This window comes from Sphingomonas oligoaromativorans, from assembly GCF_011762195.1.
GTDB classification, from domain to species: domain Bacteria; phylum Pseudomonadota; class Alphaproteobacteria; order Sphingomonadales; family Sphingomonadaceae; genus Solisphingomonas; species Solisphingomonas oligoaromativorans.
In genome coordinates, this window is record NZ_JAASQK010000011.1 from 26,174 (window position 1) to 50,880 (window position 24,707).

The window sequence follows — 24,707 nt, forward strand, 5'->3', positions numbered from 1 at the left end:
CTTTTCGCATGAAGCATTGGTTCAAGGACGGCGTGTTCCGCGCGGTGCTGCGCAACGCCGGCTATCTGGGTTCGACCAAGCTCATCGGCGCGCTGTTCGGCCTCGTCTCGCTCGCCTGCGCCAGCCATGCGCTCGATCCGGCCGTGTTCGGGATGCTGATGATCGTCCACGCCTATGCGGTGGGCGCCAACGGCATCGCCAAGTTCCAGAGCTGGCAGGTCATCATCCGCTATGGCGCCCCGGCGCTGAAACAGGGCGACCGGAAGCCCGCGCGGGATGCCATCCGCCTGGCGTTCGGCCTCGACATCGTGAGCGGGCTGCTCGGCATGGCGGCGGCGATGACGGCGCTGTTCTGGCTCGCGCCGGCGCTCCATATCGACGCCGGCCATTTCGGCCTCACCCTCTTCTACTGCACGCTGGTGCCGACCATGGCGGCGGCCACGCCCACCGGCGTGATGCGCCTGCTCGACCGGTTCGACCTGATCGCCAAGCAGGGGCTGGCTACGCCGGTGCTGCGCGCGGCGGGGGCCGCGATCTCCTATGTCTTCCACCTCGGCTTTCCGGGCTTCGTCGTCGCCTGGTACATCGCGGACATCGCCGGCGACCTGATCCTGTGGGGCCTCGCCGTCCGCGAGTTGAGGCGGCACGACATGCTCGATGCGCTGCGCCCCGGCCTGCGCGGCGCGGCGCGGCGCTTGCCGGATGCGTGGAGCTTCGTGTGGTCGACCAACATCGCCACCTCGCTCAGCTCCGCCTGGGGGCCTGTCAGCAACCTGATCGTCGGCGGCGTGCTCGGCCCGGCGGCGGCCGGCCTCTACGGCATCGCCGCCACGCTGCTCGATTCCGCCAGCAAGCCCGCCGATCTTTTGACCAAGGGCTTCTATCCCGAGATCATGCGGCTCGATCCGTCCAGCAAGCATCCGTGGAAACTGGCGCTGCGCACCGGCGCGCTGGCGGGCGGGCTCGGCATCGTCGTGGTCGGGCTGATCTTCCTCGGCGGCAAGCCGCTGATCGGGCTGTTCGGGCATAAATATCTGCCGGCCTATGGTTTGCTCAGCCTGATGATGTTCGCGCTGATGGTGTCGATGGCGAGCGCGCCGCTGCAATCGCTGCTCTACATGGTCGGGCGGCAGCGCGCGGCGCTGGTGGCGCAGGCGGCGGCGACGGTGGTGTATCTCGCCGCGCTCGCCATGCTGTCGCACCTGTTCGGGCTGACCGGATCGGGCAGCGCCTATGTGCTCGGCAATGCCGCCCTCGCGCTGTTCATGCTGATCCCGGTGATGGCGAGCTATCATGGCCGGCACCGCTATGCGCCTGCGGCTGACGCCAAACCGTAACACTCCTCCGCGAGGGACAGGCGGCGCCATTACGAAAGGATGACATGATGCGAGCCCACCACTTCGCTCCCCTGACCCTCGTGCCGCTGGCGTTAATCCTGGCGCTGTCGTCGACCAGCCCGGCCGGCGCGCGGCGCGAGCGCATCGCCAGCACGCGCCAATGCATCCCGCTCCACTCGATCCGCGACGAGACGGCGGAATCCGATTCGCGGCTGATCTTCCACGTCAGCGGCGGCGCCGCCTTCCGCAACCGCCTGCCCGAGCCGTGCGAGGATCTGCTGCGCATCAACAATGTCGACAAGCTGAAGCTCAGCGCGGTGGGCGATGTCGAGCTGTGCGAGGGCGACGCGGTGCAGATCGTCCATCATGACGGCTCACTGCTCGGCGCGATCGGCGCGGGCGGCCCCACGCGTGAGATCAGTTGCAAGCTCGGCCGGTTCGAGCCGATCTCCGAAATGTCGCTGACCGAAGATCTGCGCCGCTAAGGGGCGCTTGAGGGGCTGGAGCGGGTGAAGGGAATCGAACCCTCGTCGTAAGCTTGGAAGGCTTCTGCTCTACCATTGAGCTACACCCGCCCGGCCGCCTGCCGCTTGCCACAAGGGTGAGGGCGCGGTCAACGCGGAGCTGATGCGCCGTCGCATTTCTTCGCGGATGCCGCAAAAGCGGTGACGCCGCCCGCCATGCTCCTGTATCGTGACGGCCGGAACGGATCGGGGGACGAAGAATGCGGGGAATCTGGGCGCGCGTGCTGATGGGGCTGGCCATGGCGCTGACCGCGCTGACGCCGGCCATGGCGCGGGACGCCAGGGCGCCGCTGGTGCTCGCCGCCGCCAGCCTTCAGGAGTCGCTCACCGCCGCCGCGGACGCCTGGGCCGCGAAGGGCCACGCCAGGCCCACCATCTCCTTCGCCGCCTCCTCCGCCCTTGCCCGTCAGATCGATGCGGGGGCGCCCGCCGACATCTTCATCTCGGCCGACGAGCCGTGGATGGACGATGTGCAGAAGAACGGCCATGTCGCGCCGGGCACGCGCGTCTCCTTCCTCGCCAACCGGCTGGTGCTGATCGCGCCGGCCACGAGCAAGGGGTCGATCGCGATCCGCAAGGGCTTCCCGCTGGCGCAGGCACTGGGGGACGGACGCCTCGCCATGGCGGACCCGGATTCGGTGCCCGCCGGCAAATATGGCAAGGCCGCGCTCACCGCATTGGGCGTCTGGCCGCAGGTGGAGCCCAAGGTGGCGCGCGGCGACAGCGTGCGGGCGGCGCTGGCCTTCGTCGAGCGCGGCGAGGCGCCCTATGGCATCGTCTATGAAACCGACGCCAAGGCGTCCAGGGCGGTGCGGATCGCCGGCATCTTCCCCGAGAACACGCACCCGGCCGTCACCTATCCGATCGCGCGGCTGACCGGATCGGCCAGCCCGGAAGCCGAGGGCTTTCGCCGCTTCCTGCTCTCAAGCGCGGGCCGGGCGATCTTCCAGCGCTACGGCTTCCTGACGCACCGACCCTGAGGCGTGACGCTCAGCGCCGACGACTGGGAGATCATCCGCCTGTCGCTGAAGGTGAGCGGCGTGGCGGTGGGGCTGGCGCTGCCGGTATCGTTCGCGCTCGCCTATCTGCTGGCGCGCGGGCGGTTTCCGGGCAAGGCGGTGCTGGACGGACTCGTCCACCTGCCGCTGGTGCTGCCGCCGGTGGTGACGGGCTGGCTGCTGCTGATCGGCTTCGGCCTGCGGGGGCCGATCGGCGGGCCGCTGCACGACTGGTTCGGCATCACGCTGATCTTCCGCTGGACGGGCGCGGCGTTCGCCGCCGCGATCATGGCGCTGCCGCTGATGGTGCGTGCCATCCGCCTGTCGATCGAGGCCGTCGACCGGCGGCTGGAGGGCGCGGCCCGCACGCTCGGCGCGAGCCCGTGGCACGCCTTCCGCACCGTCACGCTGCCGCTGTCGAGGCCCGGCGTGCTGGCGGCGCTGGTGCTGGGCTTCGCGCGATCGATCGGCGAGTTCGGCGCGACCATCACCTTCGTCTCCAACATCCCCGGCGAGACGCGCACGCTGCCGCTCGCCATCTACGCCGCGCTCCAGATGCCGGGCAACGACGCCACCGTGGCGCGGCTCGCGATGATCTCGGTGGCGCTGTCGCTGGGGGCGCTGGTGGCATCCGAATGGCTCAACCGCCGCCATGCCTTCGGGCGGGGTGGCCATGTCCTTTGACATCGACGTCGCGAAGCGGCTCGGCGACATCGAAATCGCCGCTGCCTTCTCGGTCGGGCCGGGCCTGACCGCGCTCACCGGGCCGTCGGGCGCGGGCAAGACCTCGCTGCTGGCGATGGTGGCGGGGTTGCTCAAGCCCGATCGCGGCCATGTCCGGGTCGACGGCGTGACGCTGTTCGACAAGGCGGAGGGCATCGATCTGCCGCCAAACAGGCGCCGCATCGGATATGTCTTTCAGGACGCGCGGCTCTTCCCGCATCGCCGGGTGCGCGCCAACCTGCTTTACGGCCACAGGCTCGCCACACCCGAGGATCGCTGGATCGGGCTGGAGGACGTCGTCTCGTTTCTCGGCATCGCTCCTCTGCTCGATCGCTGGCCGCGCTCGCTCTCGGGCGGCGAGGCGCAGCGCGTGGCGATCGGGCGGGCGCTGCTGTCCGGCCCGCGCTCGCTGTTGATGGACGAGCCGCTCTCCTCGCTCGATCCGCCCCGCCGCGCCGAGATCATGACGCTGATCGAGCGGGTGCGCGACGAGCTCGCCGTGCCGATCCTCTACGTCACCCATGATGGCGCCGAGGCCGAACGCCTCGCCACCCAGCGGATCACGCTCGGCATATAGAAAAAGGGCGGCTCCGCAACGGAACCGCCCCTTCAAAAGTCGTCTTAGATACCTTTATCCGACGAAGGCGCGCTCGATCACATAATGGCCCGGCGCCGCGTTCGAGCCTTCGGAGAAACCGAGGCCATCGAAGGTGTGGGCCAGATCCTTAATCATCGCCATGCTGCCGCACATCATCACGCGATCATGCTCGGGATCGAAGGCGCGCTCGCCGAGCACGGTCGGGCCGAACAGCGTGCCGTCCTCGACCAGCCCGCCGATGCGCTTGCTGGTGTGGAACGGCTCGCGCGTCACGGTCGGGATGTAATGGAACTGGAGCAGCGCCTGATCCGAGACGAGCGGATCGTCGGCGAGCTGCGCCTCCAGCTCGCCCCGGAAGGCGAGGTCGCTCACCCGGCGCACCGAGTGGACCAGGATGATCTGCGAGAAGCGATCATAGATGTCGGGATCGCGGATGATCGACAGGAAGGGCGCGAGGCCGGTGCCGGTCGAGAGCAGGAACAGGCGACGGCCGGGCAGCAGCGCGTCGGCCACCAGCGTGCCGGTCGGCTTGCGGCCGAGGAAGACGGGATCGCCCTCCTTGATCGTCTGGAGACGCGAGGTCAGCGGGCCGTCCGGCACCTTGATCGAGAGGAAGTCCAGCTCCTCCGCATAGGCCGGGCTGGCGATCGAGTATGCGCGCAGCAGCGGGCGCTGCCCGTCGGGCAGGCCGAGCATGACGAACTCGCCCGAGCGGAAGCGGAAGCTCGACGGGCGCGTGATCGAGAAGCTGAAGAGATGCTCGTTCCAGTGATGGACGCGCGTAACCGTCTCGACGCTGAGCGCAGTGGTGGGCGTAAGGGTGTGAAGCTCGCTCAACGGCCGGCCTCCTGATTGTCGTGGGTTGCGATGCCGGCCGGGGCGAGCCCGATCTCGGCGAGGATGGGGGTCGCTTCGTCCAGCGCGCACGCGATCGGAGAAACGGCCTCTTCGGCGACCAGCAGAGCAAGCGTGCCGTCGCGACGACCATGGCTCGCGGGATCAAGGCTCGCGCTCCACAGCGTCAGCAGGATCGCCTCGTCCTCGCCGATCCGCGTGCTGCCGATCGGGGCGAGGCCGAGCTTCTCCAGCCCGTCGCTGTCGAGCATGGCCATCACGGTGTTGAACGCCGGCAGCGCGGTGGCCACGCCCATGCCCTCGAAGGCGGGCTCCAGCGCCGCGAACGGGCCGGTGCCCGCGCTCGCCGCCGTGGCCCAGCTCCGCATCGCCCAGAGCAGGAATCGGCTGCCCTGGTTGAGCCGGTGAACCGGCTGGTCGATGAGAAGGTACATGAACGAAGTCTCCAAACAGTCGAGCGCACATATTGCGAACCGATCGCAATATCAATGCCGGGCGCGTCGACTGGCCGCTCTCCCTTTCTCCCGATCGATCGCGGCCGAAGCCGATGAACGATGGGCGACTGGTCGCGTCGCGCTAACAAAAAGGGCTGGTCGGCCCATGCGGCCCCCTCAAGAGCAATGTGGCGCCGGAGTCAATGTAGGCTTTCTTGGGAGGCCCGAGCGCGGGCTTCGCCATGCCCCGCTCCGGGGCAAATCCACCGCGCGGGACGAGGCCTCGCGCGGTGGACGGCGACCGGTCAGAACAGGTCGAAGGTGAGCGGAATACGCAGCGTCGTGCGCAGATCGGTCGCATCGTCGGTCACCCCGGCCTCGATGCTCCAGTTGATCGTGGTGCGCTGGTTCACGCGATAGCTGACGCCGAACAGGAAGCGGCCCAGTTGCAGATCGCGCGTCCTCTGCGTGGTGGGATCGTTATAGGCCCCTCTCTGGCTGTTGAAGGTCCGCAGCCGGCTCTTCGTCCCCAGCACCCAGGTATGGGCATAGCCGAGGCTGATCGAGGTGCGCGGATTGAGCGAGATGGCGATGCCCGCGCTCGCGCTGGGCTCGCCGCCCGGCCACACCCGCTCGATCAGCGCCGGCCCGATCACCGTGTTGGGCGAGTTGGGGAAGTTGTAGGTATAGCCGATCGTCCCGAACAGCACGGCCGGATCGGTCGGCAGGATCGCGGTCAGATTGGGCTGCACACCCCAGAAGCCCGCACCGGTCGCCGCCTTCAGGGCGTTGCCGAGCGAATCGCGGGGGACGGTGAAGGGATTGGTGCCGGTCGGCGCGATCGCCTGCACGCCGGCGATCAGATAGGGCGAACCGTTATGCCCGTCGGTGAGCTGATAGCGGGCGCCGAAATCGATATCGCCGAGATGGCCGTTGTTCACCGGCTTGTCGATCTGCCCGGCATTGGGGTTGTTGGGGTCCGCCACCGGCGCCAGCACCGATTTGCTGGAACGATAGACATAGGGGATGCGGGCGTTGATCTCGAACCGGTTGGTGACGCCGAAACGCGCCACGCCCGCCGCCGTTATGAAGTCGTCCCGGCTCTGGTTGATGTCGAACACGCCGATCAGCACCGACGCCGGCACCTCGACACCGCGGAAGATCACGCTGTTGTTGTCGGCGCGGGCATATTCGAGATCGCTCTCCAGCGTCAGCCGGCCCTTCTTGGTGATGATGCCGCCCTGCGCGTCGAGCACCGCGACCTGCACCTGGCGCTGATCGGTCGGCGCCTCGCCGACGGTCTGGACGCCGCCCGCGCCGCTGCCCGGCGCGCGCTCCGGCGGGGCCGGCGGGGGCGAGACGGGGAGCGGCACCTCGCCGGGCTGGCCGGCGCTCGCCACCGCCGGCGCGCCGCCCACCTTGGCGTAGAAGCGCGCCTCCAGCGATTCCAGCCGGCGGCGCTCGGCATCGAGCGAGCGCTGCTGCTCCTCCAGCGCGGCGCGCTCGGCCGCGATCTCCTGCCTGAGCGCGGCGATGTCGTCGGGCGCGCTGCTGACGGCGGCGGGCGCGGCGGCAGCCTCCGCCGGCGCGGGCGAAGATGTGCCGGCGAGCAACAGGGCGAGCATTGCTGCGATCATGGCATCCCCCAATGTTCGCCGATCCCCATCGGCGGCCTACGAACCCCTAATGCGCGCGTGCCGAATCGAATGCCGCCCGCGCCGCGAGGAAGGCGCTGCTGATCGCGGCGACCGGCACGTTCTGCATGTCGATGTTGATAGTGCTGGTGGTGTCGATGGTACGGTTGTTGGCGGTGTTGGCGATCACCACGCCGGTCGCCTGCCCGATCAGGTGCTGCACCTCGATCGAGGGGCCGGCATAGGTGACGACGTCGCCGCGATCGGTGCTGGTGAGGCTGTAGCTGCCCGACGCGGTCTGCACCGGCGCGCCGTTGGCGGTGAGCGGGAGGGCGTTGCCGCCGGTCGAGGCCGGAGATGCGTTCGACACGATGGTCACGGCCGGGGTGCTTGGCGTGGAGACGACGGTGGCTCCGTTCGCCGACCGCGAAACGCTGACGCCGGTGCCGTCCGCGGCGCCCGCCACGCTGGTGCCGCCGCTGCCGCTCGCCGGGCCGCCGTCGCCCGAATAGACGTGGACGCCCGCATCAGGCCCTTCGCTGCTGTAGACGGTGTGAAGCGCCAGCGCGCCGTCGATGCGCGTCTGCACGTCGATCCCGATCGCGATGTCGAGCCCGTTCGGAAGATCGAAGCCGCCCCGCATCTCGCCCAGTTCGGCATCGGGAACGCGCGGGCTGTCGAACAGCGAGGGCGGGGGCGCCTTCACGACGATGGGCTGCACCACCGAAAGCGCGAGAGCCAGAAGTGACAGCAGCATGGCGTCGCCCTCCCTAGAAGGAGTTCAGGCCGGGCCTCGTCAACGCCAGCCCGGACAGGCTGAGCGGTTCGGCTCCGGGATAGAAGCGGTAGCTCGGGGCACGCGCGAGGTCCGCCGCCTGGTTGAAATGCGCGTTGGCGACCGACGTGCGCCCGTTCAGGACGAAATAGACGTTGTTCCACTGCTTCTGGAACACCGAGCGATCTTCGCGCCGCAGGCCGAGCGAGGGATCGCCGAGGATCAGCGTCCGCCCCTCGAAGCCCACCACCACCACGAAATGCCGGTATCCGTTGAAATTGATGAGCGCGATGCCCGGCGTGCGGGCCTTCATGATCTGCCCCAGCGTCACCCGATAGCCATCCGCCGACAGGCCGCGCGCGGCGAGATAGCGCTTCATGTCGAGCATCGAGAAGCCGACCTTGCGGATCTGCGCCTGATCGCCGTCGCGCCACATGCCGAGGAAGACGCTCTGCTCGGTCTGGGGATCGTCGTAATGATAGCGCAGCAGCGTCGCGAGCGCGGCCGAGCCGCAGCTAAAATCATATTGCTGGCGCACCACCGTGTCGAAACGGCGGCCGATCATGCTGTTGACGGGGAGGCGGAACTCCATCGTTCCACCATAATTGACCCGGTTGTCGCCCTCCGGGAGCAGCGCGCCGGAGCAGGCGCCGAGTGGGAGCAGCACCCCCATCCATGCCATGATCGCCCCCGATCTCATGACACTCTCCCTGTTTCAGGGCCGGATTGCGACGTTCACGTTCAACGACGAATTGATCGCAACATTGTTGCCCGTATTGGCACTCAGCACGGACAGTCCGTTCATGTTCTGAAAGGATGTCGGGTCGAAGTTTATCGTACCGGTCACCGAATTTCCATCGACATGATTGCCGGAAACTGTGTTGGTATTTTGCGCCATGATATATTGATCGACATTGGCCATGCCGGTGATCGTGCTCAACTGCCCGTCACCCACGGCACCCGCCTGCCCAAAGGGCAAGGAGGGCGCGGCGGCGGCGGTCTGCGCCATGCCCGGCGCGGCGATCGACCCGAGGGCCAAGGCCCCGGCGATAAGGAACGCCCTGTTCATCGTTCCGTCCCCTGCGAAAGGAAGCGCGCCCTGAAAGACGGAAGGCGCGGAACCGGTCTGCCCCGCGCCTCCCTTCGGCTTATTGCAGATTGATCGTCCCGGCCGAGACGCTGACGTTGACCGAGCTGTTCTGCGAGGCGCCCACGCCGGTGTTCATGTTGAGCGCTTGCAGGCCGGCGAAGTTCTGGAACGCGCCGTTGTCGACGGTCAGGCTGTTGTTCGGGCCGTTGTCCGTGCCGCGATTGGCCGCGTAGGAGACCCACGCGCCCGTCACGTTGCTCGCCAGATCGGACGAGGAGACGACCGAGGTGTTCACCGAGCTGTCGTTATAGCTGTCGGTGGTCGTGCGGGAATGATCGGAATTGTCATTGCCGCTGTCGGCGATCGAGGTGGTGGTCGTCGCGGTCCAGGTCTTGGTGCGGTTGTTGCTGTCATGCTGCGAGTTGTCGGTCGCCGACCCGCCATTGTTCGCCGCCACCGTGCCGGCCGTGTTGGTCGAGGTGTTGGTCTTCGTGTCCGTCTTGGTCAGCGTGTTGGTCTTGGTCGAGTTGCCGCTGTCCGTGACGGTCGCGGTGTTCGTCCGGGTGTCGGTATCGTTCGACGTCCAGGCCTTGTTCGACGTCCAGGCGAAATTCTTCGAATTGTCCGAACTGTCGGTGCTGGTCGACGTGCTGTTGTTGCTGTCGGCGGTGTTGCCGCTGTCCGTGACGCCGAGCGTACTCGTCTTGTTCACCGTGGTGGTGGACGTGTTGGTCGTGCTGGCATCCCCGGTCGCCGCGGCGCTGCCGAGGCCGGCCCAGTTGGTGGTGGTCGTCGCCGTCGTCGGTGTCCCGCCGCCGCCCGGCCCCGGATCCGCAAGCGCGGTGCCCGAAATCATGATGGCGGCGAATGATGCGGTCAGCAGAAGATGGGTCTTCATGGAAACGATCCTCCTGTTCGCTTTCTTTCCGACCTGCCCCCGATTGCAGGACATGTGCCGAGGACGGCCCAAGCGCGACGGTGGAAAGCCCCGAGGGAGATCCCGCCGCCAGACGCCTTATCGCCCCGACCAGCCGGGCAGGATGAGCCCTCAGACGACGGAATAGCCACTGATCGGACGATCAGGGCGGCCTCCCCCCATTTGGGGGGAAAGCACCGCGCAACACACGGGAACGATGGGATTTATCGGAGCGCCCTCACCCTTCGCCACGGGGTGCCCATGCCCGAAGGGGAGGAGTCCGCGCGACCGTGGGCAAACCGAACGCATATCGCTCCGCCCCGCTTCGTAGCCCGATCGGATAAAGCCCTACTCCCCACGGGCATCGCGATATCGATCCGATGATCCGGCTTCTTACACGCTCTGGCTCACCGAATCGCCACGTTCCGTGCCAATGCGGTGAAGGCGGGTGTGGAAATTCCGGCGCCGGTCGCGCCCACGTCACCGCGGGCGTTCAGATGCATGGGTTCGACCATGCACACAGGAGAGGTGGGGCCACATGCAGGTGCCGAACATCAGCGCCCCGGCGCGACGGATGGCGATCCCCCCGGCCAGGCCGTTCCGGCTGCCCGAAGCCCCCTCTGCCGAAACGGGGATGGACGACGATTTCGACTGGGCGATACAGGCCCTCCGGTCCGGCAGCGGCGCCGGTTTCGCGCTGATCCTCGCACGGGGGGCCGGCCATGACACGCACCGGCTGCTCGCGCTCGATGGCCTGCCGGTCGCGCGCGCGGCGGCGCTGCTCGACGACATCGCAGACCGGCTGCCCACTCCCTCCGCCCGCCCGCAATCCGTCGAGGAAAGCTGGCTCGATCCCGGCGTGCCCGACATCGCCCGCCTCTTTCACATCACCCAGCAGCCGGATTGCGCGATCAGCCTCGTCCTCGGCTTCCCGGTGCCGCCCAAGGGATCGGCGATGCGGCGGACGCTGGCGCTGGGGAAGCTGCTGCTTCCCTGCGTCGCCCGCTTCGCCGCGATGCGCGATGCGCTGGCGCGCGAGCATCGGCTCGCCCACGGGCTCCGCAACGCGCTGGATCATGTGAATGCCGGCATCGGCATCATCTCTCCGTCCAAGCATGTCGCGTTCGCCAACCTCGCCTTGCGCGAGATCATCGACGAGCATGACGGCCTGCGCGCGAGCGGCGAGTCCGTCACCGCCACCTCGCTCAGGGACGCGGTGCGCCTTCAGGTGAGCCTCGACCATATCCTCGCCACGCACGACGCGGACGGGGCCGATCACGCGCTGATGCTCGCGCTGCCCCGCCAGCCGGGCCGGCCTCCGCTGATGGCGGCGGTCCTCCCGTCGGGCATGGACGGCGATGGCGAGGCCTCCGCCATTCTGTTCGCGATCCGGCCGGAGGGCGATCTTTCCGGCGCGCTGGCGCCGATCTGCCGGCTGAACGGGCTCTCGCCGGTGGAGACCCGGCTCGCCTGCTGCCTCACCATGGGCAAGACGCTCGCCGAGACGGCGCGGATGATGCGGATCAAGCAGCAGACCGCCCGTGCCTATCTCCGCCAGATCTTCCAGAAGACCGGCACCAACCGGCAGGCGGATCTCGTGCGGATGATGATGAGCAATCTGCTGCCCTTCTTCGGGCGCACCAAGGTCGAGGCGATCGTCTGAGCCCGCGCGGCTCAGCTCATCATCATCGCCACGGTCAGCAGGATCAGCCCGACCATCACCGCGATGGCTGCGAGGCTGACGACCGTCACCACCTCGACGCGCTCGACCTCGATGCTGCGCCACAGGTCCATTTCGACATCGTCCCGATACCGCATGATCCGTCCTTCACCGACAGGCTTCCCCGCCTTCGGGGCCGTCATAGGTGCGACCGGGCCGGGCCGTCTTGAACGGCCCGCCCCTCCCTTGAAGCAATTCCGCACCGAACCGACGGCCCCGCTGGCAAGGCTCCCGGACGGAGCGTCACTTGCCGCTGATGTTCAGCCCCAGCTTCGCCCATTCCTGCTGCGAGTGGCATTCGTGGCGCGGGACGTTCGAGCCGGTCAGGCTATGCGTCCAGCAATATTGGCCGGTTTCGGCATTATAGGTGATGGTGCTGCCGTCGCTGAGTTCGACGCGGTGCTGCGTGGAGGCGTGCGCGAGGGCGGGCGCCGCGGCGGCGGTGGCGAACAGCAGTTCGAACGCGGCACAGGCGGCAAGGCGAGCGGAAGCTTTCATGGCGTCATCCCTTCGAGAAACCGTGTGAGCGGGCCGTGGATCGGCGCGCGTCCCATCCTTTGCACGGGGTGTGCCAGTCTGCCGGAAGGCCCGGATTGCGCGGTTTCGGCGCCACGAGGCCTGTTTGCCTCTGGCGGATTTCACCGAGGATTGGCATGGATCGCCAAGGCTCGGACAGTTTCGCCGGATGTCTCCTTTCGGGGACTTGTTCCGGCGATGGTTCAAGTCCGCTTGCCGGAGAGCGCAGGCATTGTCAGTCTGAAATCCCGGATGGATGCAGGGCGAAAGGCGAAGGGTGCGGAACAAGGGCAGGAACGACCAGAGCGCAGGGGAAAGTCGCGGGACGCGGCTCTCGGTTTCGCTGTCGGGCACCAACCTCGCGCGGGCCGGCGACTATAATCAGCGCACGGTGCTCCAGGCGATCCGGCTGAGCGGCGAGACGACGCGGGTGGAGCTGGCCCGCCAGACGGGGCTCACCGCCCCGACCATCGCCAACATCACCGGACGGCTCGCCGAACTCGGCCTCGTCCGGCAGGTCGGGCGGCTGCATGGCGGGCGGGGGCAACCGGCGCTGCGGCTGGCGGTGAACCCGGACGGCGCCTTCACCATCGGCCTCAACATCGACCGCGACCATATCACGCTGGTGACCCTCGACCTCGCCGGCGAAGTGCGCAGCCGCGTGAGCACCGAGATCCCCTTCGCCATGCCGGAGGACGTGATCGCCTATGTTTCGCGCGAGATCGGCGGGCTGATCGCGGCGGGCGGCGTGGACCGCGAGCGCATCCTCGGCGTCGGCGTGGCGCTGCCCGACGATCTCGGCGCCATCACCCTGCCCCGTCGGCCCAGGGGATATGAACGCTGGAGCCAGCTCGATATTCCCGAGTTGCTGCGCGACGTGCTGCCGTGGACGGTGCATGTCGACAATGACGCGGCGGCGGCGGCGCTGGGCGAGGCACAGTGCGTCACCGGCTTCGGCCATCCGAGCTTCTTCTACCTGCTCATCAGCGCGGGCCTCGGCGGCGGGCCGGTGATCGAGGGCAGCTATTATCGCGGCGCCACCCGGCGCAGCGGCGAGATCGGGCTGATGCCGGATGCGACCTCCGCCCTCCCCGGCGCGATCGTGCAGGACATCGTCTCGCTCTCCGCGCTCGGCGCTCGGCTGGAGGCAGCGGGCCTCGCGCCCGACAGCGACCTGACCGACGAGGCGGGGCCGGCCGCGCCGATCGTGTCGCAATGGATCGCGGACGCGACCCGCTCGCTGGTGTCGCCGCTGGTGGCGGTGAACTGCCTGATCGATCCGGGGCTGGTGCTGATCGGCGGGCGGCTGCCGATGCCGCTGATCGAGCGGCTGTCGGCGAGCCTCAACGAGGCGCTCGCGGGCCTGCTTATTCCCACCCATGCCAATGTCCGCCCGGCGACGATGGCGGGCGACGCGCCGGCGATCGGGGCGGCGATCATCCCGGTGCTCGATCAGCTCCTGCCGTCGGACGCCATCCTCATCCAGGCCGGCCGCTCATAGCTTCATCGTGCCGGCGTCCATGAAGCGCTGGTGCCAGGACAGCGCCTCGGACGGCAGCGACGGCGCGTGCTGGCCGAACGAGCCCTTCGCGGCCCGCGCCTGATAATCGCGCAGCATCGGGCGATAGTCCGGGTGGGCGCAGCGCTCGATGATGAGGCTGGCGCGCTGCTTGGGGCTCAGGCCGCGCAGGTCGGCGAGGCCCTGCTCGGTCACGATCACCTGCACGTCCTGCATGATGTGATCGACATGCGAGGCCTGCGGCACGATCGCCGAGATGGCGCCGCCCTTGGCGGTCGACGGCGTCATGAACACCGAGACGTAGGCGTTGCGCGCGAAATCACCCGATCCGCCGATGCCGTTCTGGATACGCGATCCCATGATGCAGGTGGAGTTGACGTTGCCGTAGATGTCGGCCTCGATCAGCCCGTTCATCGCGATGCAGCCCAGCCGCCGGACGATCTCGGGATGGTTGCTGATCTCCTGCGGGCGCAGGATCATCCGCTCGCGATAGCGCGCCATGTCGGCGTTGATGCGGTGCGCGGCATCCGGGCTGAGCGAGAAGGCCGTCGCCGACGCCATGCGCAGCCGGCCGCTGTCGAGCAGGTCCAGCATTCCGTCCTGGATCACCTCGGTATAGGCGGTGAGGTCGTGGAACGGCCCGTCGATGAGGCCCGTCAGCACCGCGTTGGCGATGTTGCCGACACCCGACTGGAGCGGCAGCAGCGTGGGCGGTAGCCGCCCGATCTTCACCTCATGGCCGAGGAAATCGAGCAGATGGCCCGCGATCGCCTTCGCCGTCGCGTCGGGCGGGGTGAAGGGGGCGTTGCGATCCGGCGCATCGGTCTCGACGACGGCGATCACCTTGTCGGGATCGCAGCGCAGCGTCGGCTGGCCGATGCGGTCGTCCGGCCGGATGAGCGGGATCGGCACGCGATGCGGCGGCAGCGCGGTGCCGTAATAGATGTCGTGCATCCCTTCGAGCGCCGGATTCTGCCAGCTATTCACCTCGAGGATCACGGCCCTGGCGCGATCCAGCCACGTCTTGTTGTTGCCGACCGATGAGGACGGCACCAGCGAGCCATCCGGCAGGATCGCCGTCACCTCGATCACCGCCACGTCGAGCGGCCCGAGGAAGCCCTGCCACGCCATCGGCGCGACCTGGCTCAGATGCATGTCGAGATAGTCCATCTCGCCGCGGTTGATCCGCTCGCGGGCGATGGGATCGGAGTTGTAGGGCAGGCGCAGCTCGATGCCGTCTGCCCTGGCGAGCGCGCCGTCCAGCTCGGGGCCGGTGGAGGCGCCGGTCCACACCTTCACGCGCATCGGACGGCCGGCTGCGTGCTCGGCCTCGATCCGCTCGGCGAGCGCGGTCGGAACCGCCTTGGGATAGCCCGAGCCGGTGAAACCGCTCATCCCCACGGTCATGCCATGTGCGATGAGCGCGGCGGCGGACCCGGCATCCATGCGGCGGGCGGCCAGCCCCTGATGGGCGATCCGGTCGGTCATCTCGCAATCTCCTGCTCCCGCCCTGCTGCGCGGGTGTCTGCGCGTTGCTTAGCCAGAGCGGCTTTGTGGGATAATGAAGAAAATGAGGACAATAGTCGTGCGTGGATCGTTCAAATGACCGGCATGGCGCAAACCGCTCAAGGCTCGCTCCCCAAGCCGTATCGCTCATCGAATATCGCCTGCGCCCTGCGGACATCCTGCGCGTGCTCGGCCGTCCAGGCATTGAGCGCCGCAAACGGCTTATCCAGCGATCGCCCCAAGGGCGTCACCACATATTCCACGCCGGGCGGCGAGCTGTCGATGAGCCGGCGTTCGACGATCCCGTTACGCTCCAGACGCCGAAGGCACTGGGTCAGCGTCTTCTGCGCGATGTTCGACACCGTGCGCCTGAGCTGGTTGAAGCGGAGCGAGCCGCCGGCGGCGCAGATCGCCCCCAGTACGAGGATGCTCCAGCGATCGGCGATCTGATCGAGCAGGAGACGATCGAAATCGCTGCCATCGGGTTTCATCGCGCCATGCCACTCTCGGGAGGTTGCCTTCAGGATACCTGGTTACGCCAAAGTGCATTCTTTACGCCGGGTAACGAAAGGATATTTGGGCTGCCGATCAAGCAGAAGGTGGTTCCATGCGGAAAATCGGTGTCGGCATCATCGGGGCGAGCCCCTTGCGTCCGGGCTGGGCGGTGGCGGCTCATCTTCCGGCGCTGGCCCATTTGCCGGATTATGAATTGCGCGCGGTCGCGACCTCCAGCGAGGCATCGGCGAAGGCCGCCGGAGAGGCCTATGGCGCGCCGGCAACCAGCGAAGCATCCGCGCTGATCGCCAGGCCGGACGTCGATCTGGTGGTGGTGACGGTGAAGCTCGCCCACCACCACACGCTCGTCTCGGAGGCGTTCGCGGCGGGCAAGATGGTCATGTCCGAATGGCCGCTCGGCGTCGATATCGCGGAGGCGACCGATCTGGCCGGGCAGGCCGCGCGGACCGGCCTCGGCAACCTGATCGGCCTGCAGGGGCGGATGGCGCCCTCGATCCGCCATGCCCGCGATCTCGTCCGGCAAGGCTATGTCGGCAAGGTGCTGGGCACGACGATCGTCGGTTCCGGCATCGCATGGACGGCCAAGAGCGACAGCGCGCACGCCTATATGTTCGACGCGGCGAGCAATGCGTCCCTGCTGTCCGTCCCCGTCATGCACGCGCTCGACGCGCTGCAATTCGTGCTGGGCGATCTGGCCGATGTCCGGGCGGTGAGCGCGGTTCGCAATCCCACGATCCGGCTTGTCGATACCGGCGAAGAGATCGCCTCCACCACGCCGGATCATCTCGCCATCGCCGGAAGGCTGGAGAGCGGAGCCGTGGCGTCGATCTTCTATCGGGGCGGCACGTCGCGCGGCGAGAATTTCCGATGGGAGATCAACGGCAGCGAGGGCGATCTGCTGCTGACCTCGCCGATCGGGAACATGCAGGTTCTGGCACCGAGCCTGTTCGGCGGGCGCGGCGAGGACACCGACGTCACGCCTCTTCCGATCCCGACCGCCCATGCGCCATTCACCACGCCGATAGACGGACCGGCCGCGAACGTGGCCCGCCTTTACGCGGCCTTCGCGCAAGACATCCGGCGCGGTGCGCCCGCCATGACGGCGCCGGATTTCGCACATGCGTTGCGCCTCCACAAAACGCTCGATCGCATCGGCCGAGCCGCCGTCAGCGGCGGCACGCAAATGCTCGGCGACGAGGGCTGACCGTGATGGGCGGCGCCCGGTTCACCCCCGTGGCAATCCCGCCAGTCTCGTGGCCATTTCATCCAGGAAAACCCGCGTTTTCAACGGAAGATGCCGTGCGGAGGGGTAGAGCGCCACCACCGGGCTTTGGCCTCCATCCCATTGGGGCAGCAGGCGTTCGAGAAGCCCCGCCTGCATGTCTCCCACCACATCGAGCTCGGATTTCAGCATGATCCCCATGCCGGCAAGGGCCCAGTCATGGACCACGTCGCCATTATCGGCGTGGAGGCGTGCCATCGCCTCGATGTCCACCTGTTCGCCGTCCAGGCCGGTCAGCCGCCATGGCAGCGTGGCGTCGCCATAGCGCAGAAAAGCATGGCCCTGCATCTCCATGGGGGTGGAAGGGCGCCCGGCGCGATCGAGATACGCCGGCGAGGCGACCAGAATGCGGCGATTGTCGGCCAGCTTGCGCATCATCGCCGAGCTGTCCGCCGGAAGGCCGATACGGATCGTCGCGTCGATCCCCTCGCCCACCAGATCGACCAGCCGATCATCGAGCAGCAGCGACGCCGAAAGCCGGGGATAGCGCGTCACCAGCGTGGCCAGCGCTGGCGCGACATGCCGGCGCCCGAACGCGACAGGCGCGCTGATGCGCAACCTGCCGACCGGCTCGTCACGCCCGCTGGCCAGCCGCTCCTCGCCGACCGCGATCGCATCGAGCGCGCGCTCGATATCGACCAGCAGTCTCGCGCCCTCCTCGGTCGGAGAGAGGGCGCGCGTGGTACGGTTGATGAGTCGCGTGCCCGTCCGCCGCTCCAGGGTCGCCAGCCGCTTGCTCACGACGGTGAGCGCCACGCCAAGGCTGCGCGCAGCGGCGGACAGGCTGCCACGGTGGAGGATTTCACGGAACGTCTTCAGTTCGTTGAGATCGTCCAACATCCCACTCTCCACTGCCGTTCAACAGTATGTCGATCCTTTGATGGCTTATCGTTTCCTCAGCAAGAGAGGATATTCCGGTCATCAGGGTGGGACGACGCCGGTCTATCACCGCGTCTCGCCCAGCCTCACCGCCCTGCCCGGATCGGCAGCCTGATTTCAGGAGTGATGACCATGAAGACCCATCTCAGCGGACAGCGTGTTCTGATCGTCGGCGCCGGCGGCGGCATCGGCCGGGCGACGGCGGAGGCGTTCAGGGCCGCCGGCGCCTATGTGGTGGCGACCGGCCGCGATACGACGAAGCTGGAAGGCGTGGGCAGCGAGATCGCCACGCTCGACTTCCTCGACAATGACGCGGTGGAGGCCTTCTTCGCCGACACCGCCCCCTTCGATCATGTCGTCGTGACGGCCGCCGCGACCAAATCCGGCCCGGTCGGGGGACTGGCCCTGGATGCCGCCAAGGCATCGATGGAGAGCAAGTTCTGGGGCGCCTATCGCATCGCCCGCGCCGCGAAGATCAACGAAGGCGGCTCGCTCACCTTCGTCTCGGGCTTCCTCTCCCACCGCCCGAGCCCGATGTCGGTGTTGCAGGGCGCCATCAACGCGGCACTGGATGCGCTGGCGCGTGGCCTCGCGCTGGAGAAGGCGCCGGTCCGCGTCAACACGGTCTCGCCCGGGCTGATCGATACGCCGCTCTGGTCCGGCATGGTCGCCATCGATCGCGAGGGCATGTTCGAGCGCACCGCGGCGAAGCTCCCGGCGCGGCGCGTCGGCCAGCCGGAGGATATCGCCGACGCCATCCTGTTCGTCGCCACCAATCGCTTCGCCACCGGTTCGACCGTCACGGTCGACGGCGGCGGCACCATCGCCTGAGGAGCCGGATCATGCGCATCCTTCTTTTCTCCGCCCTTGCCCTGGCCGTCGCCACGCCCGCCATCGCGGCGCAGGTGAACGACGCGACCGCGCTCGCCATGGCGAAGCCGCGCGAACTGATCGTCGCCCCCGACATCTCCGCCGCGCGTCGGGCCGCGCTGCTGAAGCCGGTGGACGCCTTCTACGGTTTCTGGATCAACGGCAGCCCGAAGCTGCTCGGCGAGGCGCTGTCGCCGAAGTTCATCGACCACACGCTTCCCGCCGGCCGGCCGCAGGGGCCAAGCGGCCCGGCAACGGCGTCCAGAGGCTTTCTCACCGCGGTGCCGGACCTGAAGATGGAGGTGGTGCAGCGCCTCGTCGTCGGTGATCGCATCGTCTCGCACCTGCGCTTCACCGGGCATTTCACCGGATTCTTCAAGGACGTGCGGGGCAAGGGCCAGCCGATCGACTTCATCGCCACCGACATCCTGCGCGTGCAGGGCGGCAAAATCACCGACAACTGGCACCTGGAGGATAATCTCACCTTCCTCCAGCAGATCGGCGTGCTGCCCAAATCCTGACCGATTTTTTCTCTCTCCCGCATTATTCGTTCGCGGGATTCACGATCAAAACCGAAATGGCGGTTCATCGCTTTTTGCGTTGTCGACAACTTCAGAAATTGGTCGCCGCGCTCTCCTGCCCCGGTTCATCGATCGTGATCTCGCCGAGCCAATCGCATAGACACATGGATCCGGTACATAATGCAGGCATACCCTCGAGCAGAACTCCGGGCGCGCCGGGGAACCAGGGCGAGGTTGTCACGGGAATGCAGGGCATCGGCGTCAATACGCCTTCGGCAAGCGCGGTCGCCGTGGCGACTTCCGGGTTGGCCAGACTCGAGCACATGCCGAATGACGGAATATTCTCGAGCGGCACAAAATCGAAAATGGTCGCGGCGGGAAGCATGTCCGCGAGCACGGGAACCTCAGGCGGAACGATCATCGGCATCGGGGCGGCACCGAAACTGCAGGAAAGCACCGAGCCGAGGCTGACCAACTGAGGCATCGGAGACGCCTGCCTAGCTGGCTATGATCCCGCTGAGCGTCAGCGGGTTGCCGGGCGTCAGTATCTGTATCTCCGGCCCGGATGCGGTAGGCCAGGTGATCGTTGCGGCTTCGCCCTTCGCCGACGGCACCAGATTGTTCAGCGTGACCGTTGGATCCTCCGCCCCCAAGCTAAGAGCCAGCGACAGCGTACCGTCAAACATCCCGCCGACAGATGTCGCAAACGCCACCTGATCGGGCCAGACCGCCAGGTTCGTAAATGCACCGACGGCGGTCGTCACCCCCTGGTTGACACCAGGCGCGATGACCGCCTGATCCAGAATAATCTGAACCAGGCTGGTCGCCGCAACGCCCCCGGCGAAGTCGATCGTCACCAATGGATTCACCGGGAGATTCCTTATTGCGGGTTCGTCTACGGCTTAGTTCGCAAAGTCGTTCAGCGTGATCGGATCGCCCGATCGGACGGACTGGGTCTGGAGCCCCGACGAGGTCGGCCAGGTCACGGTCACGGTGCCCGCGAAGTTCGTCACCTCGAGCACCGGCGCTCCACCCGGGGCGTTCACCGGCGTTACAACGTTCGCGTTGAACGAGGTGCCCGACTGGACGTTGAAATTGATCGCGCCGGACGTGACGTAGAGCGAAGAAAAGCTGATCGTCCCCGACATTGTCAAGGCGCTGGTCGCATCAAGCGCAAAATTACCAGCCTTAATGATGATCTGCGACGTGTCAGACGTCAGCGTGGCATTTTGAAAGCTGATCGTGATTTCGCTCATAGCCATCAGACATTCCTTTCTCTACACAAACGGAGGCGATGTTTACTGCATATAACCCCGCGATCGCCTTAGCGCGGATTTGTTGATCCATGATCTCGATTGGACAGGATCAGCTCGCAACAGCGGATCCCGCGGATTTGGCGTCGGACACCGAAGCCGGCGTCGATTTTTGCTTCGCCCCGGATGCCTCCGCAGGTGCGGGCATCGCCGTGGAGGGCGCGGGCTCCAGCTTGGCCGTCGGCGTCGGCTTGACGACGGAGCTTTCGCGACCATCGGACTGGACCAGTGGCAAAGCCCAATATCCCGGACCAACGAACCGGATTCTCTCAACGGATGTGGCGATCGACACCTGCACGCCGCCGGGCACTTGCAACCAGCCGTAGACGAAGCTGCTTCTGCTAAGGACATGGACGAGCAGGGGCAGCGAAGCCGGCGCATTGTCGAGTTCGAACTCCAGCCTGCGCGGCGTCAGGGCGAAGCCGCTGACAGCCATGCCCCCGCTCCCATAGCTCGCGCCGAGGCGCACGGCCGGCGTGGCGAGCGTCATGGGGATCATGGCGCCGGCACTGCCAGGAAAATCGAGCCGGATCACAGCGTTCGATGGTAAATCATAAAATGTGATGTCGAGCGCATGATGCAATAATGCGGTGCTATCGGCCGACATATGCAACGCCCTCTCGCCGTCTATATTGAATGGCCAGGTGCAATCGCCACCACCCGAAATAAAGGCGGAGCGTAAATGGAGTCGATATGAATTAGACTATTGACGAGCCCGCATCTCGTCAACCACAACGGAGCCGGAGTTAGCACCGTTTAGATTGCAATGCGGTGGAATACCGATTCTCATCCGGGTATTGGGGAGTCAAATGGCGCTTCAGCTAACGTATCCGGGCGTATATGTGCAGGAGCTGCCGAGCGGCACGCACACGATCTCGGGGGTTGCGACCTCGATCACGGCGTTTGTGGGATATCTGACCAGAGGTCCGATGAACACGCCCGTGCAATGCCTGAATTTCGGCGATTTCCAGCGTGTTTTCGGTGGATTGGACCCCAACAGCACCACGAGTTTCCAAGTATCGCAATTTTTCCTGAACGGGGGAACCGAGGCCTGGGTCAGCCGCGTATGCGCGAGTTCGGCACCACCGGTACAACCCAAGACCCAGTTGACGGGCGCGCCACCGCCTTCGAGTACGGGCGGCGGGGGTGGAGGCGGCAAGGGCCTGACGCCCACAACTGGAACCAATCTGGTTGAAATCGACTCCCAGAATCCAGGGACATGGGGTCAGAACGTGTTCGTCGTGGTCGATTACATGACCAACAAGCCCAACACGTTCAACATGACCGCGACGCTCTATTCGATCACGAGCAACAGCAATTCGTCGAGCAGCAGCTATAGTGTCGTGCAGACGCAGAGCGTACCGGCGGTCACGCTCGATGTGAGCCAGACCAACTCGATCGTCGAGGTGATGCAGTCGGGCTATCAGAATAGCGCCCTGTTGGCCGTGCCCGCCCTCACGTCCACGCCATCGGTGCTGGTGCCTTTCGCGAGCGGCACGATCCTCAACTTCACGCCGCCCAAAAATCCGGTGACGGCCACCTTCACCGTGACCGTGCAACCGCCGGGTTCCGATCCGACCAAGCCGCCGCCCTCGGTCCAGTCGACGCTCAACGTGACCTTCACGATCACCACGGTCGCCGATCTGATCGCCGCAATCCAGAGCGCGATCTCGAATGCCGCAGGCGCGCTCGGCTATCCCAGCCTGGCCGGAGCGCAGGTGCGCAGTTGCCTGTCTCCGTTCGTGTCGTCGAACGGAACGCAGGCGCAGCTTGTTCAGATATGGATTCCCGATCCGGGCTTCGCGAACTATCTGCTGGGCATCACATCCAACCCGACCTCGCTGTTCACCGTCCAGTCGATCAATTATCAGGCGCAGCAACTGAACCCGCCAGCTCCCTTGCCTGCCAATCCCGACGGGCTGCCGCCCACCGGGTTCGACATCGCCGGCAATTCGACCAATCGCACCGGCATCTACTCGCTCGATGCGATGCGCGTCGTGAATATCCTGGTGGTCGCCGACATGGCGTCGATGGGCACATCGGACTATCTCACATCGGCAACGGCGACGCTCAACTATGCGATCCAGCGCAAGGCTTTCGCCATCCTCGACATGCCGCAGACGGTCACGACGCCCTCTGGCGCTGTCGCCTGGGCGACGAGCACGCCGGGAACTTTTGGGTCGGGCATCATCAGTGGCGCGACCTATTGGCCACAGATCCAGATTCCGACACCGTTTTCCACGCAGCTCCTGGCCCTCGGCGGGAGCGGCACGCTCGCGGGCATCTACGCGCTGACCGACGTCAACCGCGGCGTCTGGAAGGCGCCGGCGGGGATCACCGCCCCGCTGGCGGGTGTCCAGCAGCTCGCCTACGTCATGAACGACCAGGAGAACGGGCAGATCAACCCGCTCGGGATCAACGCGCTGCGCACCTTCCCGACCTATGACAATATCGCATGGGGTGCGCGCACTCTGGCGGCGGCGAATGTGGCCGATGACGACTGGAAATATATCTCGGTCCGCCGGCTGACCCTCTATCTCGAGCAGAGCCTGATCCAGGGCCTGCAATGGGTCGTATTCGAGCCCAACGATGCAGCGCTGTGGGCGCAGATCCGGCTGAGCGTGAATGCGTTCCTGCATCCGCTCTACCTGCAGGGCGCGTTCGTCGGTGCGACCCCCTCACAGGCTTATCAGGTGGTCTGCGATGAATCGACCACGACGCCGGAGGATATGGACAACGGCATCGTCAACATCCTGATCCTGTTCGCGCCGGTCAAACCCGCGGAATTCGTCGTCATCAGCTTGCAGCAGATGGCCGGACAGTCTTCGAGCTAGGATAGCAACCCATGCCGAGCGTCTCGTCGACCAGCCAGTCGCCCGATCCGTATCTGAACTTCAAATTCCGCATCAAATGGCAGGGCAAATATGTCGCCGGCCTCAGCAAGTGCAGCGCGCTGCGCCGAAGCACCGAGGCGACACCCTTCCGTGAAGGCGGCGACCCCAGCACGAATCGCGTGCTTCCTGGTCAGACCAAGTTCGAGCCCATCACACTCGAACGTGGAATGACGCAGGATCTCGAATTCGAAACATGGGCGAGCCAGGTCTGGAACTATCGAGCCGGCCAGGGAATGGAGAGCTCGCTTGCCAATTTCCGCCGCAATATCACCCTCGAATTCTACAATGCGGCCGGCCAGTTGGTATACGCATACAACATCTACAATTGCTGGCCTTCCGAATATACCGCCATGCCCGAGCTCGATTCGAGTTCGAATGCCGTGGCGATCCAGACGCTCGTGCTGCAGAATGAGGGCTGGGAGCGCGATGCCAGCGTCAAGGTTCCGCCCCCGCCCAGCTACTGATGTTCGTGCTTCCGCTAAGCGCCACCGAGCTGCTGGATGCCGCATCGATATGCCGCGGCAGCGGGGTGCCCGATAAAGGCATCTATCTGGCTACGCTCGGGATGACGGAACAGTCGTTCGAGGCGTGCGCCGCGCTCCCGATCGGAACACGCGACGCATCGATCCTCGCGCTGAGGCAGGCCATGTTCGGCGATCGGATTGAGCTTTCGGCGACATGCCCGCAATGCGCTGCCCGGCTCGACGTCGCGACAACGGCCACGGCTCTGCTTGCGATCGAGCGGGCCACGGACTCTCCTTCATGCGACGTGACGATCGATGGCCGTCGCTTCGATGTTCGACCGATCAACAGCATCGACCTCGCCGCCATCGGCCAGATCCCCGACGCGGAGGAGGCGCGCATCGAGCTCGCCCGACGCTGCCTCGTCCCCCCTGAAGGCGAAGAACCCCCAATCCTGCTGGAAGCGGCGGACGTCGATGCGATCGGCGCCGTGATCGCGCGGATCGATCCGGCTGGAGACCCTTATGCCATGCTGCGTTGCGCGGAATGCGCGTGCGAATGGGACGCCCCGATCGATATCGCCAATGTTCTGGCACGCGAGATCGAGGGTGCCGCGGAGGCGCTTCTCGACGAAATCCATCTGCTCGCTCAGGCCTATCATTGGAGCGAAGGCGCGATCCTTGCCCTCGGCCAGGACCGGCGACGCGCCTATCTCGCGCGGCTCCAGCAATGAGCGACATGCTTTCTCGCCTGACGGCGCGCGCGCAAGCCAGTCCTGTCGTGCTGGACCGCCGGATCGGCTATCGATTTGCGCCGGCCGCGGAC

The 24,707-nt window shown here is 66.5% G+C and carries 29 protein-coding genes and 1 tRNA gene; 13 read left to right on the plus strand and 17 right to left on the minus strand.

The window, feature by feature from the left end; genetic code table 11:
- The first annotated feature begins 8 nt into the window (after window positions 1-8).
- Together FHS98_RS16960 and FHS98_RS16965 are read left to right on the plus strand one after the other, a co-directional pair.
- On the plus strand, window positions 9-1,337 hold the full coding sequence (locus FHS98_RS16960; RefSeq protein WP_167107989.1) for a lipopolysaccharide biosynthesis protein: 1,329 nt from the start codon (window positions 9-11) through the stop codon (window positions 1,335-1,337).
- 44 nt (window positions 1,338-1,381) lie between these two features.
- Window positions 1,382-1,822 (plus strand): hypothetical protein, encoded by a 441-nt coding sequence (locus FHS98_RS16965; RefSeq protein ID WP_167107992.1) that lies wholly within the window; start codon window positions 1,382-1,384, stop codon window positions 1,820-1,822.
- 16 nt (window positions 1,823-1,838) lie between these two features.
- On the opposite strand, the gene FHS98_RS16970 is transcribed toward FHS98_RS16965, so the two are convergent.
- Window positions 1,839-1,912, minus strand: a tRNA-Gly gene (locus FHS98_RS16970).
- Window positions 1,913-2,061: 149 nt separating this feature from the next.
- Here FHS98_RS16970 and modA point away from each other — a divergent pair.
- Genes modA through FHS98_RS16985 form a run of 3 tightly spaced genes read left to right on the plus strand, consistent with a single transcriptional unit; the run spans window position 2,062 to window position 4,159 of the window.
- Window positions 2,062-2,841 (plus strand): molybdate ABC transporter substrate-binding protein, encoded by a 780-nt coding sequence (gene modA / locus FHS98_RS16975; protein ID WP_167107995.1) that lies wholly within the window; start codon window positions 2,062-2,064, stop codon window positions 2,839-2,841.
- A gap of 3 nt (window positions 2,842-2,844) precedes the next feature.
- Complete coding sequence (gene modB, locus FHS98_RS16980) at window positions 2,845-3,543, plus strand: molybdate ABC transporter permease subunit (RefSeq protein ID WP_167107998.1); 699 nt, start codon at window positions 2,845-2,847, stop codon at window positions 3,541-3,543.
- Window positions 3,533-4,159 (plus strand): molybdenum ABC transporter ATP-binding protein, encoded by a 627-nt coding sequence (locus FHS98_RS16985; protein WP_167108001.1) that lies wholly within the window; start codon window positions 3,533-3,535, stop codon window positions 4,157-4,159. The genes modB and FHS98_RS16985 overlap by 11 nt, the downstream gene beginning before the upstream one ends.
- Before the next feature lie 54 nt (window positions 4,160-4,213).
- On the opposite strand, the gene FHS98_RS16990 is transcribed toward FHS98_RS16985, so the two are convergent.
- The 7 genes from FHS98_RS16990 to FHS98_RS17020 all read right to left on the minus strand — a co-directional run bounded on the left by FHS98_RS16990 (window position 4,214) and on the right by FHS98_RS17020 (window position 9,866).
- Window positions 4,214-5,017 carry a ferredoxin--NADP reductase gene (locus FHS98_RS16990; RefSeq protein ID WP_167108004.1) on the minus strand — a complete coding sequence of 268 codons (804 nt, stop codon included), beginning with the start codon at window positions 5,015-5,017 and terminating at the stop codon, window positions 4,214-4,216.
- Window positions 5,014-5,469: a hypothetical protein gene (locus FHS98_RS16995; RefSeq protein WP_167108007.1), complete on the minus strand. Its 456-nt coding sequence runs from the start codon at window positions 5,467-5,469 to the stop codon at window positions 5,014-5,016. Before FHS98_RS16995 ends, FHS98_RS16990 begins: the two co-directional genes overlap by 4 nt.
- Window positions 5,470-5,774: 305 nt before the next feature.
- The gene (locus FHS98_RS17000; RefSeq protein ID WP_167108010.1) at window positions 5,775-7,106 is read right to left on the minus strand and encodes a transporter; all 1,332 of its coding nucleotides are present in this window, start codon (window positions 7,104-7,106) and stop codon (window positions 5,775-5,777) included.
- A 46-nt stretch (window positions 7,107-7,152) separates the two neighbouring features.
- Window positions 7,153-7,860 (minus strand): hypothetical protein, encoded by a 708-nt coding sequence (locus tag FHS98_RS17005; RefSeq protein WP_167108014.1) that lies wholly within the window; start codon window positions 7,858-7,860, stop codon window positions 7,153-7,155.
- Window positions 7,861-7,873: 13 nt separating this feature from the next.
- Window positions 7,874-8,578, minus strand: a complete 705-nt coding sequence (locus tag FHS98_RS17010; RefSeq protein WP_167108017.1) for a C39 family peptidase — start codon at window positions 8,576-8,578, stop codon at window positions 7,874-7,876.
- A gap of 15 nt (window positions 8,579-8,593) precedes the next feature.
- Entirely contained in the window at window positions 8,594-8,947 is a 354-nt protein-coding gene (locus FHS98_RS17015; RefSeq protein ID WP_167108021.1) for a hypothetical protein, read from the minus strand.
- A gap of 79 nt (window positions 8,948-9,026) precedes the next feature.
- Entirely contained in the window at window positions 9,027-9,866 is an 840-nt protein-coding gene (locus FHS98_RS17020) for a hypothetical protein (protein ID WP_167108025.1), read from the minus strand.
- Between the two features lie 592 nt (window positions 9,867-10,458).
- Here FHS98_RS17020 and FHS98_RS17025 point away from each other — a divergent pair.
- Complete coding sequence (locus FHS98_RS17025; RefSeq protein WP_167108028.1) at window positions 10,459-11,547, plus strand: helix-turn-helix transcriptional regulator; 1,089 nt, start codon at window positions 10,459-10,461, stop codon at window positions 11,545-11,547.
- 11 nt (window positions 11,548-11,558) lie between these two features.
- Here the strand turns inward: FHS98_RS17025 and FHS98_RS17030 are convergent, their stop codons facing one another.
- Window positions 11,559-11,702 carry a hypothetical protein gene (locus FHS98_RS17030; protein ID WP_167108031.1) on the minus strand — a complete coding sequence of 48 codons (144 nt, stop codon included), beginning with the start codon at window positions 11,700-11,702 and terminating at the stop codon, window positions 11,559-11,561.
- A gap of 145 nt (window positions 11,703-11,847) precedes the next feature.
- A complete protein-coding gene (locus tag FHS98_RS17035) occupies window positions 11,848-12,102 on the minus strand; it encodes a hypothetical protein (RefSeq protein WP_167108034.1) in 255 nt (84 codons plus the stop codon).
- A gap of 295 nt (window positions 12,103-12,397) precedes the next feature.
- Between FHS98_RS17035 and FHS98_RS17040 the strand changes: the two genes are divergently transcribed.
- A complete protein-coding gene (locus tag FHS98_RS17040; protein ID WP_341786094.1) occupies window positions 12,398-13,621 on the plus strand; it encodes an ROK family transcriptional regulator in 1,224 nt (407 codons plus the stop codon).
- On the opposite strand, the gene FHS98_RS17045 is transcribed toward FHS98_RS17040, so the two are convergent.
- Entirely contained in the window at window positions 13,616-15,127 is a 1,512-nt protein-coding gene (locus tag FHS98_RS17045; RefSeq protein ID WP_167108040.1) for an acetyl-CoA hydrolase/transferase family protein, read from the minus strand. The two genes, FHS98_RS17040 and FHS98_RS17045, sit on opposite strands and share 6 nt — an antisense overlap.
- 137 nt (window positions 15,128-15,264) lie before the next feature.
- Window positions 15,265-15,636 (minus strand): winged helix-turn-helix transcriptional regulator, encoded by a 372-nt coding sequence (locus tag FHS98_RS17050; RefSeq protein WP_167108043.1) that lies wholly within the window; start codon window positions 15,634-15,636, stop codon window positions 15,265-15,267.
- Between the two features lie 116 nt (window positions 15,637-15,752).
- Here FHS98_RS17050 and FHS98_RS17055 point away from each other — a divergent pair, with 116 nt between their 5' ends.
- Window positions 15,753-16,865, plus strand: coding sequence for a Gfo/Idh/MocA family protein (locus FHS98_RS17055; protein WP_167108046.1), 1,113 nt, complete (start codon window positions 15,753-15,755; stop codon window positions 16,863-16,865).
- Window positions 16,866-16,886: 21 nt separating this feature from the next.
- Here the strand turns inward: FHS98_RS17055 and FHS98_RS17060 are convergent, their stop codons facing one another.
- A complete protein-coding gene (locus FHS98_RS17060; protein ID WP_167108049.1) occupies window positions 16,887-17,783 on the minus strand; it encodes a LysR family transcriptional regulator in 897 nt (298 codons plus the stop codon).
- A gap of 171 nt (window positions 17,784-17,954) precedes the next feature.
- Here FHS98_RS17060 and FHS98_RS17065 point away from each other — a divergent pair, with 171 nt between their 5' ends.
- Window positions 17,955-18,653 carry an SDR family oxidoreductase gene (locus tag FHS98_RS17065; RefSeq protein WP_167108052.1) on the plus strand — a complete coding sequence of 233 codons (699 nt, stop codon included), beginning with the start codon at window positions 17,955-17,957 and terminating at the stop codon, window positions 18,651-18,653.
- 11 nt (window positions 18,654-18,664) lie between these two features.
- Window positions 18,665-19,213, plus strand: coding sequence for an ester cyclase (locus FHS98_RS17070; RefSeq protein ID WP_167108055.1), 549 nt, complete (start codon window positions 18,665-18,667; stop codon window positions 19,211-19,213).
- A 91-nt stretch (window positions 19,214-19,304) separates the two neighbouring features.
- Here FHS98_RS17070 and FHS98_RS17075 read toward each other — a convergent pair whose 3' ends face one another.
- The 4 genes from FHS98_RS17075 to FHS98_RS17090 all read right to left on the minus strand — a co-directional run bounded on the left by FHS98_RS17075 (window position 19,305) and on the right by FHS98_RS17090 (window position 21,133).
- Window positions 19,305-19,697: a DUF4280 domain-containing protein gene (locus tag FHS98_RS17075; RefSeq protein WP_167108058.1), complete on the minus strand. Its 393-nt coding sequence runs from the start codon at window positions 19,695-19,697 to the stop codon at window positions 19,305-19,307.
- A 13-nt stretch (window positions 19,698-19,710) separates the two neighbouring features.
- The gene (locus tag FHS98_RS17080; RefSeq protein WP_167108061.1) at window positions 19,711-20,082 is read right to left on the minus strand and encodes a hypothetical protein; all 372 of its coding nucleotides are present in this window, start codon (window positions 20,080-20,082) and stop codon (window positions 19,711-19,713) included.
- A 33-nt stretch (window positions 20,083-20,115) separates the two neighbouring features.
- Entirely contained in the window at window positions 20,116-20,475 is a 360-nt protein-coding gene (locus FHS98_RS17085; protein WP_167108064.1) for a hypothetical protein, read from the minus strand.
- Window positions 20,476-20,578: 103 nt separating this feature from the next.
- On the minus strand, window positions 20,579-21,133 hold the full coding sequence (locus tag FHS98_RS17090) for a hypothetical protein (protein WP_167108066.1): 555 nt from the start codon (window positions 21,131-21,133) through the stop codon (window positions 20,579-20,581).
- Between the two features lie 202 nt (window positions 21,134-21,335).
- On the opposite strand from FHS98_RS17090, the gene FHS98_RS17095 reads away from it, so the two are divergent.
- From FHS98_RS17095 to FHS98_RS17105, 3 genes are all read left to right on the plus strand, one after another.
- Window positions 21,336-23,360 carry a phage tail sheath family protein gene (locus tag FHS98_RS17095; RefSeq protein WP_167108069.1) on the plus strand — a complete coding sequence of 675 codons (2,025 nt, stop codon included), beginning with the start codon at window positions 21,336-21,338 and terminating at the stop codon, window positions 23,358-23,360.
- An 11-nt stretch (window positions 23,361-23,371) separates the two neighbouring features.
- Window positions 23,372-23,884, plus strand: a complete 513-nt coding sequence (locus FHS98_RS17100; RefSeq protein ID WP_167108072.1) for a phage tail protein — start codon at window positions 23,372-23,374, stop codon at window positions 23,882-23,884.
- A 305-nt stretch (window positions 23,885-24,189) separates the two neighbouring features.
- The gene (locus FHS98_RS17105; protein ID WP_167108074.1) at window positions 24,190-24,615 is read left to right on the plus strand and encodes a hypothetical protein; all 426 of its coding nucleotides are present in this window, start codon (window positions 24,190-24,192) and stop codon (window positions 24,613-24,615) included.
- The last annotated feature ends 92 nt before the right edge of the window (window positions 24,616-24,707 follow it).

Coding starts and splice junctions, on each gene's coding strand:
- FHS98_RS16960 (WP_167107989.1), top strand. CDS start 9: ATGAAGCATTGGTTCAAGGACGGCGTGTTCCGCGCGGTGCTGCGCAAC.
- FHS98_RS16965 (WP_167107992.1), top strand. CDS start 1,382: ATGATGCGAGCCCACCACTTCGCTCCCCTGACCCTCGTGCCGCTGGCG.
- modA (WP_167107995.1), top strand. CDS start 2,062: ATGCGGGGAATCTGGGCGCGCGTGCTGATGGGGCTGGCCATGGCGCTG.
- FHS98_RS16985 (WP_167108001.1), top strand. CDS start 3,533: ATGTCCTTTGACATCGACGTCGCGAAGCGGCTCGGCGACATCGAAATC.
- FHS98_RS16995 (WP_167108007.1), bottom strand. CDS start 5,469: ATGTACCTTCTCATCGACCAGCCGGTTCACCGGCTCAACCAGGGCAGC.
- FHS98_RS17000 (WP_167108010.1), bottom strand. CDS start 7,106: ATGATCGCAGCAATGCTCGCCCTGTTGCTCGCCGGCACATCTTCGCCC.
- FHS98_RS17005 (WP_167108014.1), bottom strand. CDS start 7,860: ATGCTGCTGTCACTTCTGGCTCTCGCGCTTTCGGTGGTGCAGCCCATC.
- FHS98_RS17010 (WP_167108017.1), bottom strand. CDS start 8,578: ATGAGATCGGGGGCGATCATGGCATGGATGGGGGTGCTGCTCCCACTC.
- FHS98_RS17015 (WP_167108021.1), bottom strand. CDS start 8,947: ATGAACAGGGCGTTCCTTATCGCCGGGGCCTTGGCCCTCGGGTCGATC.
- FHS98_RS17020 (WP_167108025.1), bottom strand. CDS start 9,866: ATGAAGACCCATCTTCTGCTGACCGCATCATTCGCCGCCATCATGATT.
- FHS98_RS17025 (WP_167108028.1), top strand. CDS start 10,459: ATGGCGATCCCCCCGGCCAGGCCGTTCCGGCTGCCCGAAGCCCCCTCT.
- FHS98_RS17030 (WP_167108031.1), bottom strand. CDS start 11,702: ATGCGGTATCGGGACGATGTCGAAATGGACCTGTGGCGCAGCATCGAG.
- FHS98_RS17035 (WP_167108034.1), bottom strand. CDS start 12,102: ATGAAAGCTTCCGCTCGCCTTGCCGCCTGTGCCGCGTTCGAACTGCTG.
- FHS98_RS17045 (WP_167108040.1), bottom strand. CDS start 15,127: ATGACCGACCGGATCGCCCATCAGGGGCTGGCCGCCCGCCGCATGGAT.
- FHS98_RS17050 (WP_167108043.1), bottom strand. CDS start 15,636: ATGAAACCCGATGGCAGCGATTTCGATCGTCTCCTGCTCGATCAGATC.
- FHS98_RS17055 (WP_167108046.1), top strand. CDS start 15,753: ATGCGGAAAATCGGTGTCGGCATCATCGGGGCGAGCCCCTTGCGTCCG.
- FHS98_RS17060 (WP_167108049.1), bottom strand. CDS start 17,783: ATGTTGGACGATCTCAACGAACTGAAGACGTTCCGTGAAATCCTCCAC.
- FHS98_RS17065 (WP_167108052.1), top strand. CDS start 17,955: ATGAAGACCCATCTCAGCGGACAGCGTGTTCTGATCGTCGGCGCCGGC.
- FHS98_RS17070 (WP_167108055.1), top strand. CDS start 18,665: ATGCGCATCCTTCTTTTCTCCGCCCTTGCCCTGGCCGTCGCCACGCCC.
- FHS98_RS17075 (WP_167108058.1), bottom strand. CDS start 19,697: ATGCCTCAGTTGGTCAGCCTCGGCTCGGTGCTTTCCTGCAGTTTCGGT.
- FHS98_RS17085 (WP_167108064.1), bottom strand. CDS start 20,475: ATGGCTATGAGCGAAATCACGATCAGCTTTCAAAATGCCACGCTGACG.
- FHS98_RS17090 (WP_167108066.1), bottom strand. CDS start 21,133: ATGTCGGCCGATAGCACCGCATTATTGCATCATGCGCTCGACATCACA.
- FHS98_RS17095 (WP_167108069.1), top strand. CDS start 21,336: ATGGCGCTTCAGCTAACGTATCCGGGCGTATATGTGCAGGAGCTGCCG.
- FHS98_RS17100 (WP_167108072.1), top strand. CDS start 23,372: ATGCCGAGCGTCTCGTCGACCAGCCAGTCGCCCGATCCGTATCTGAAC.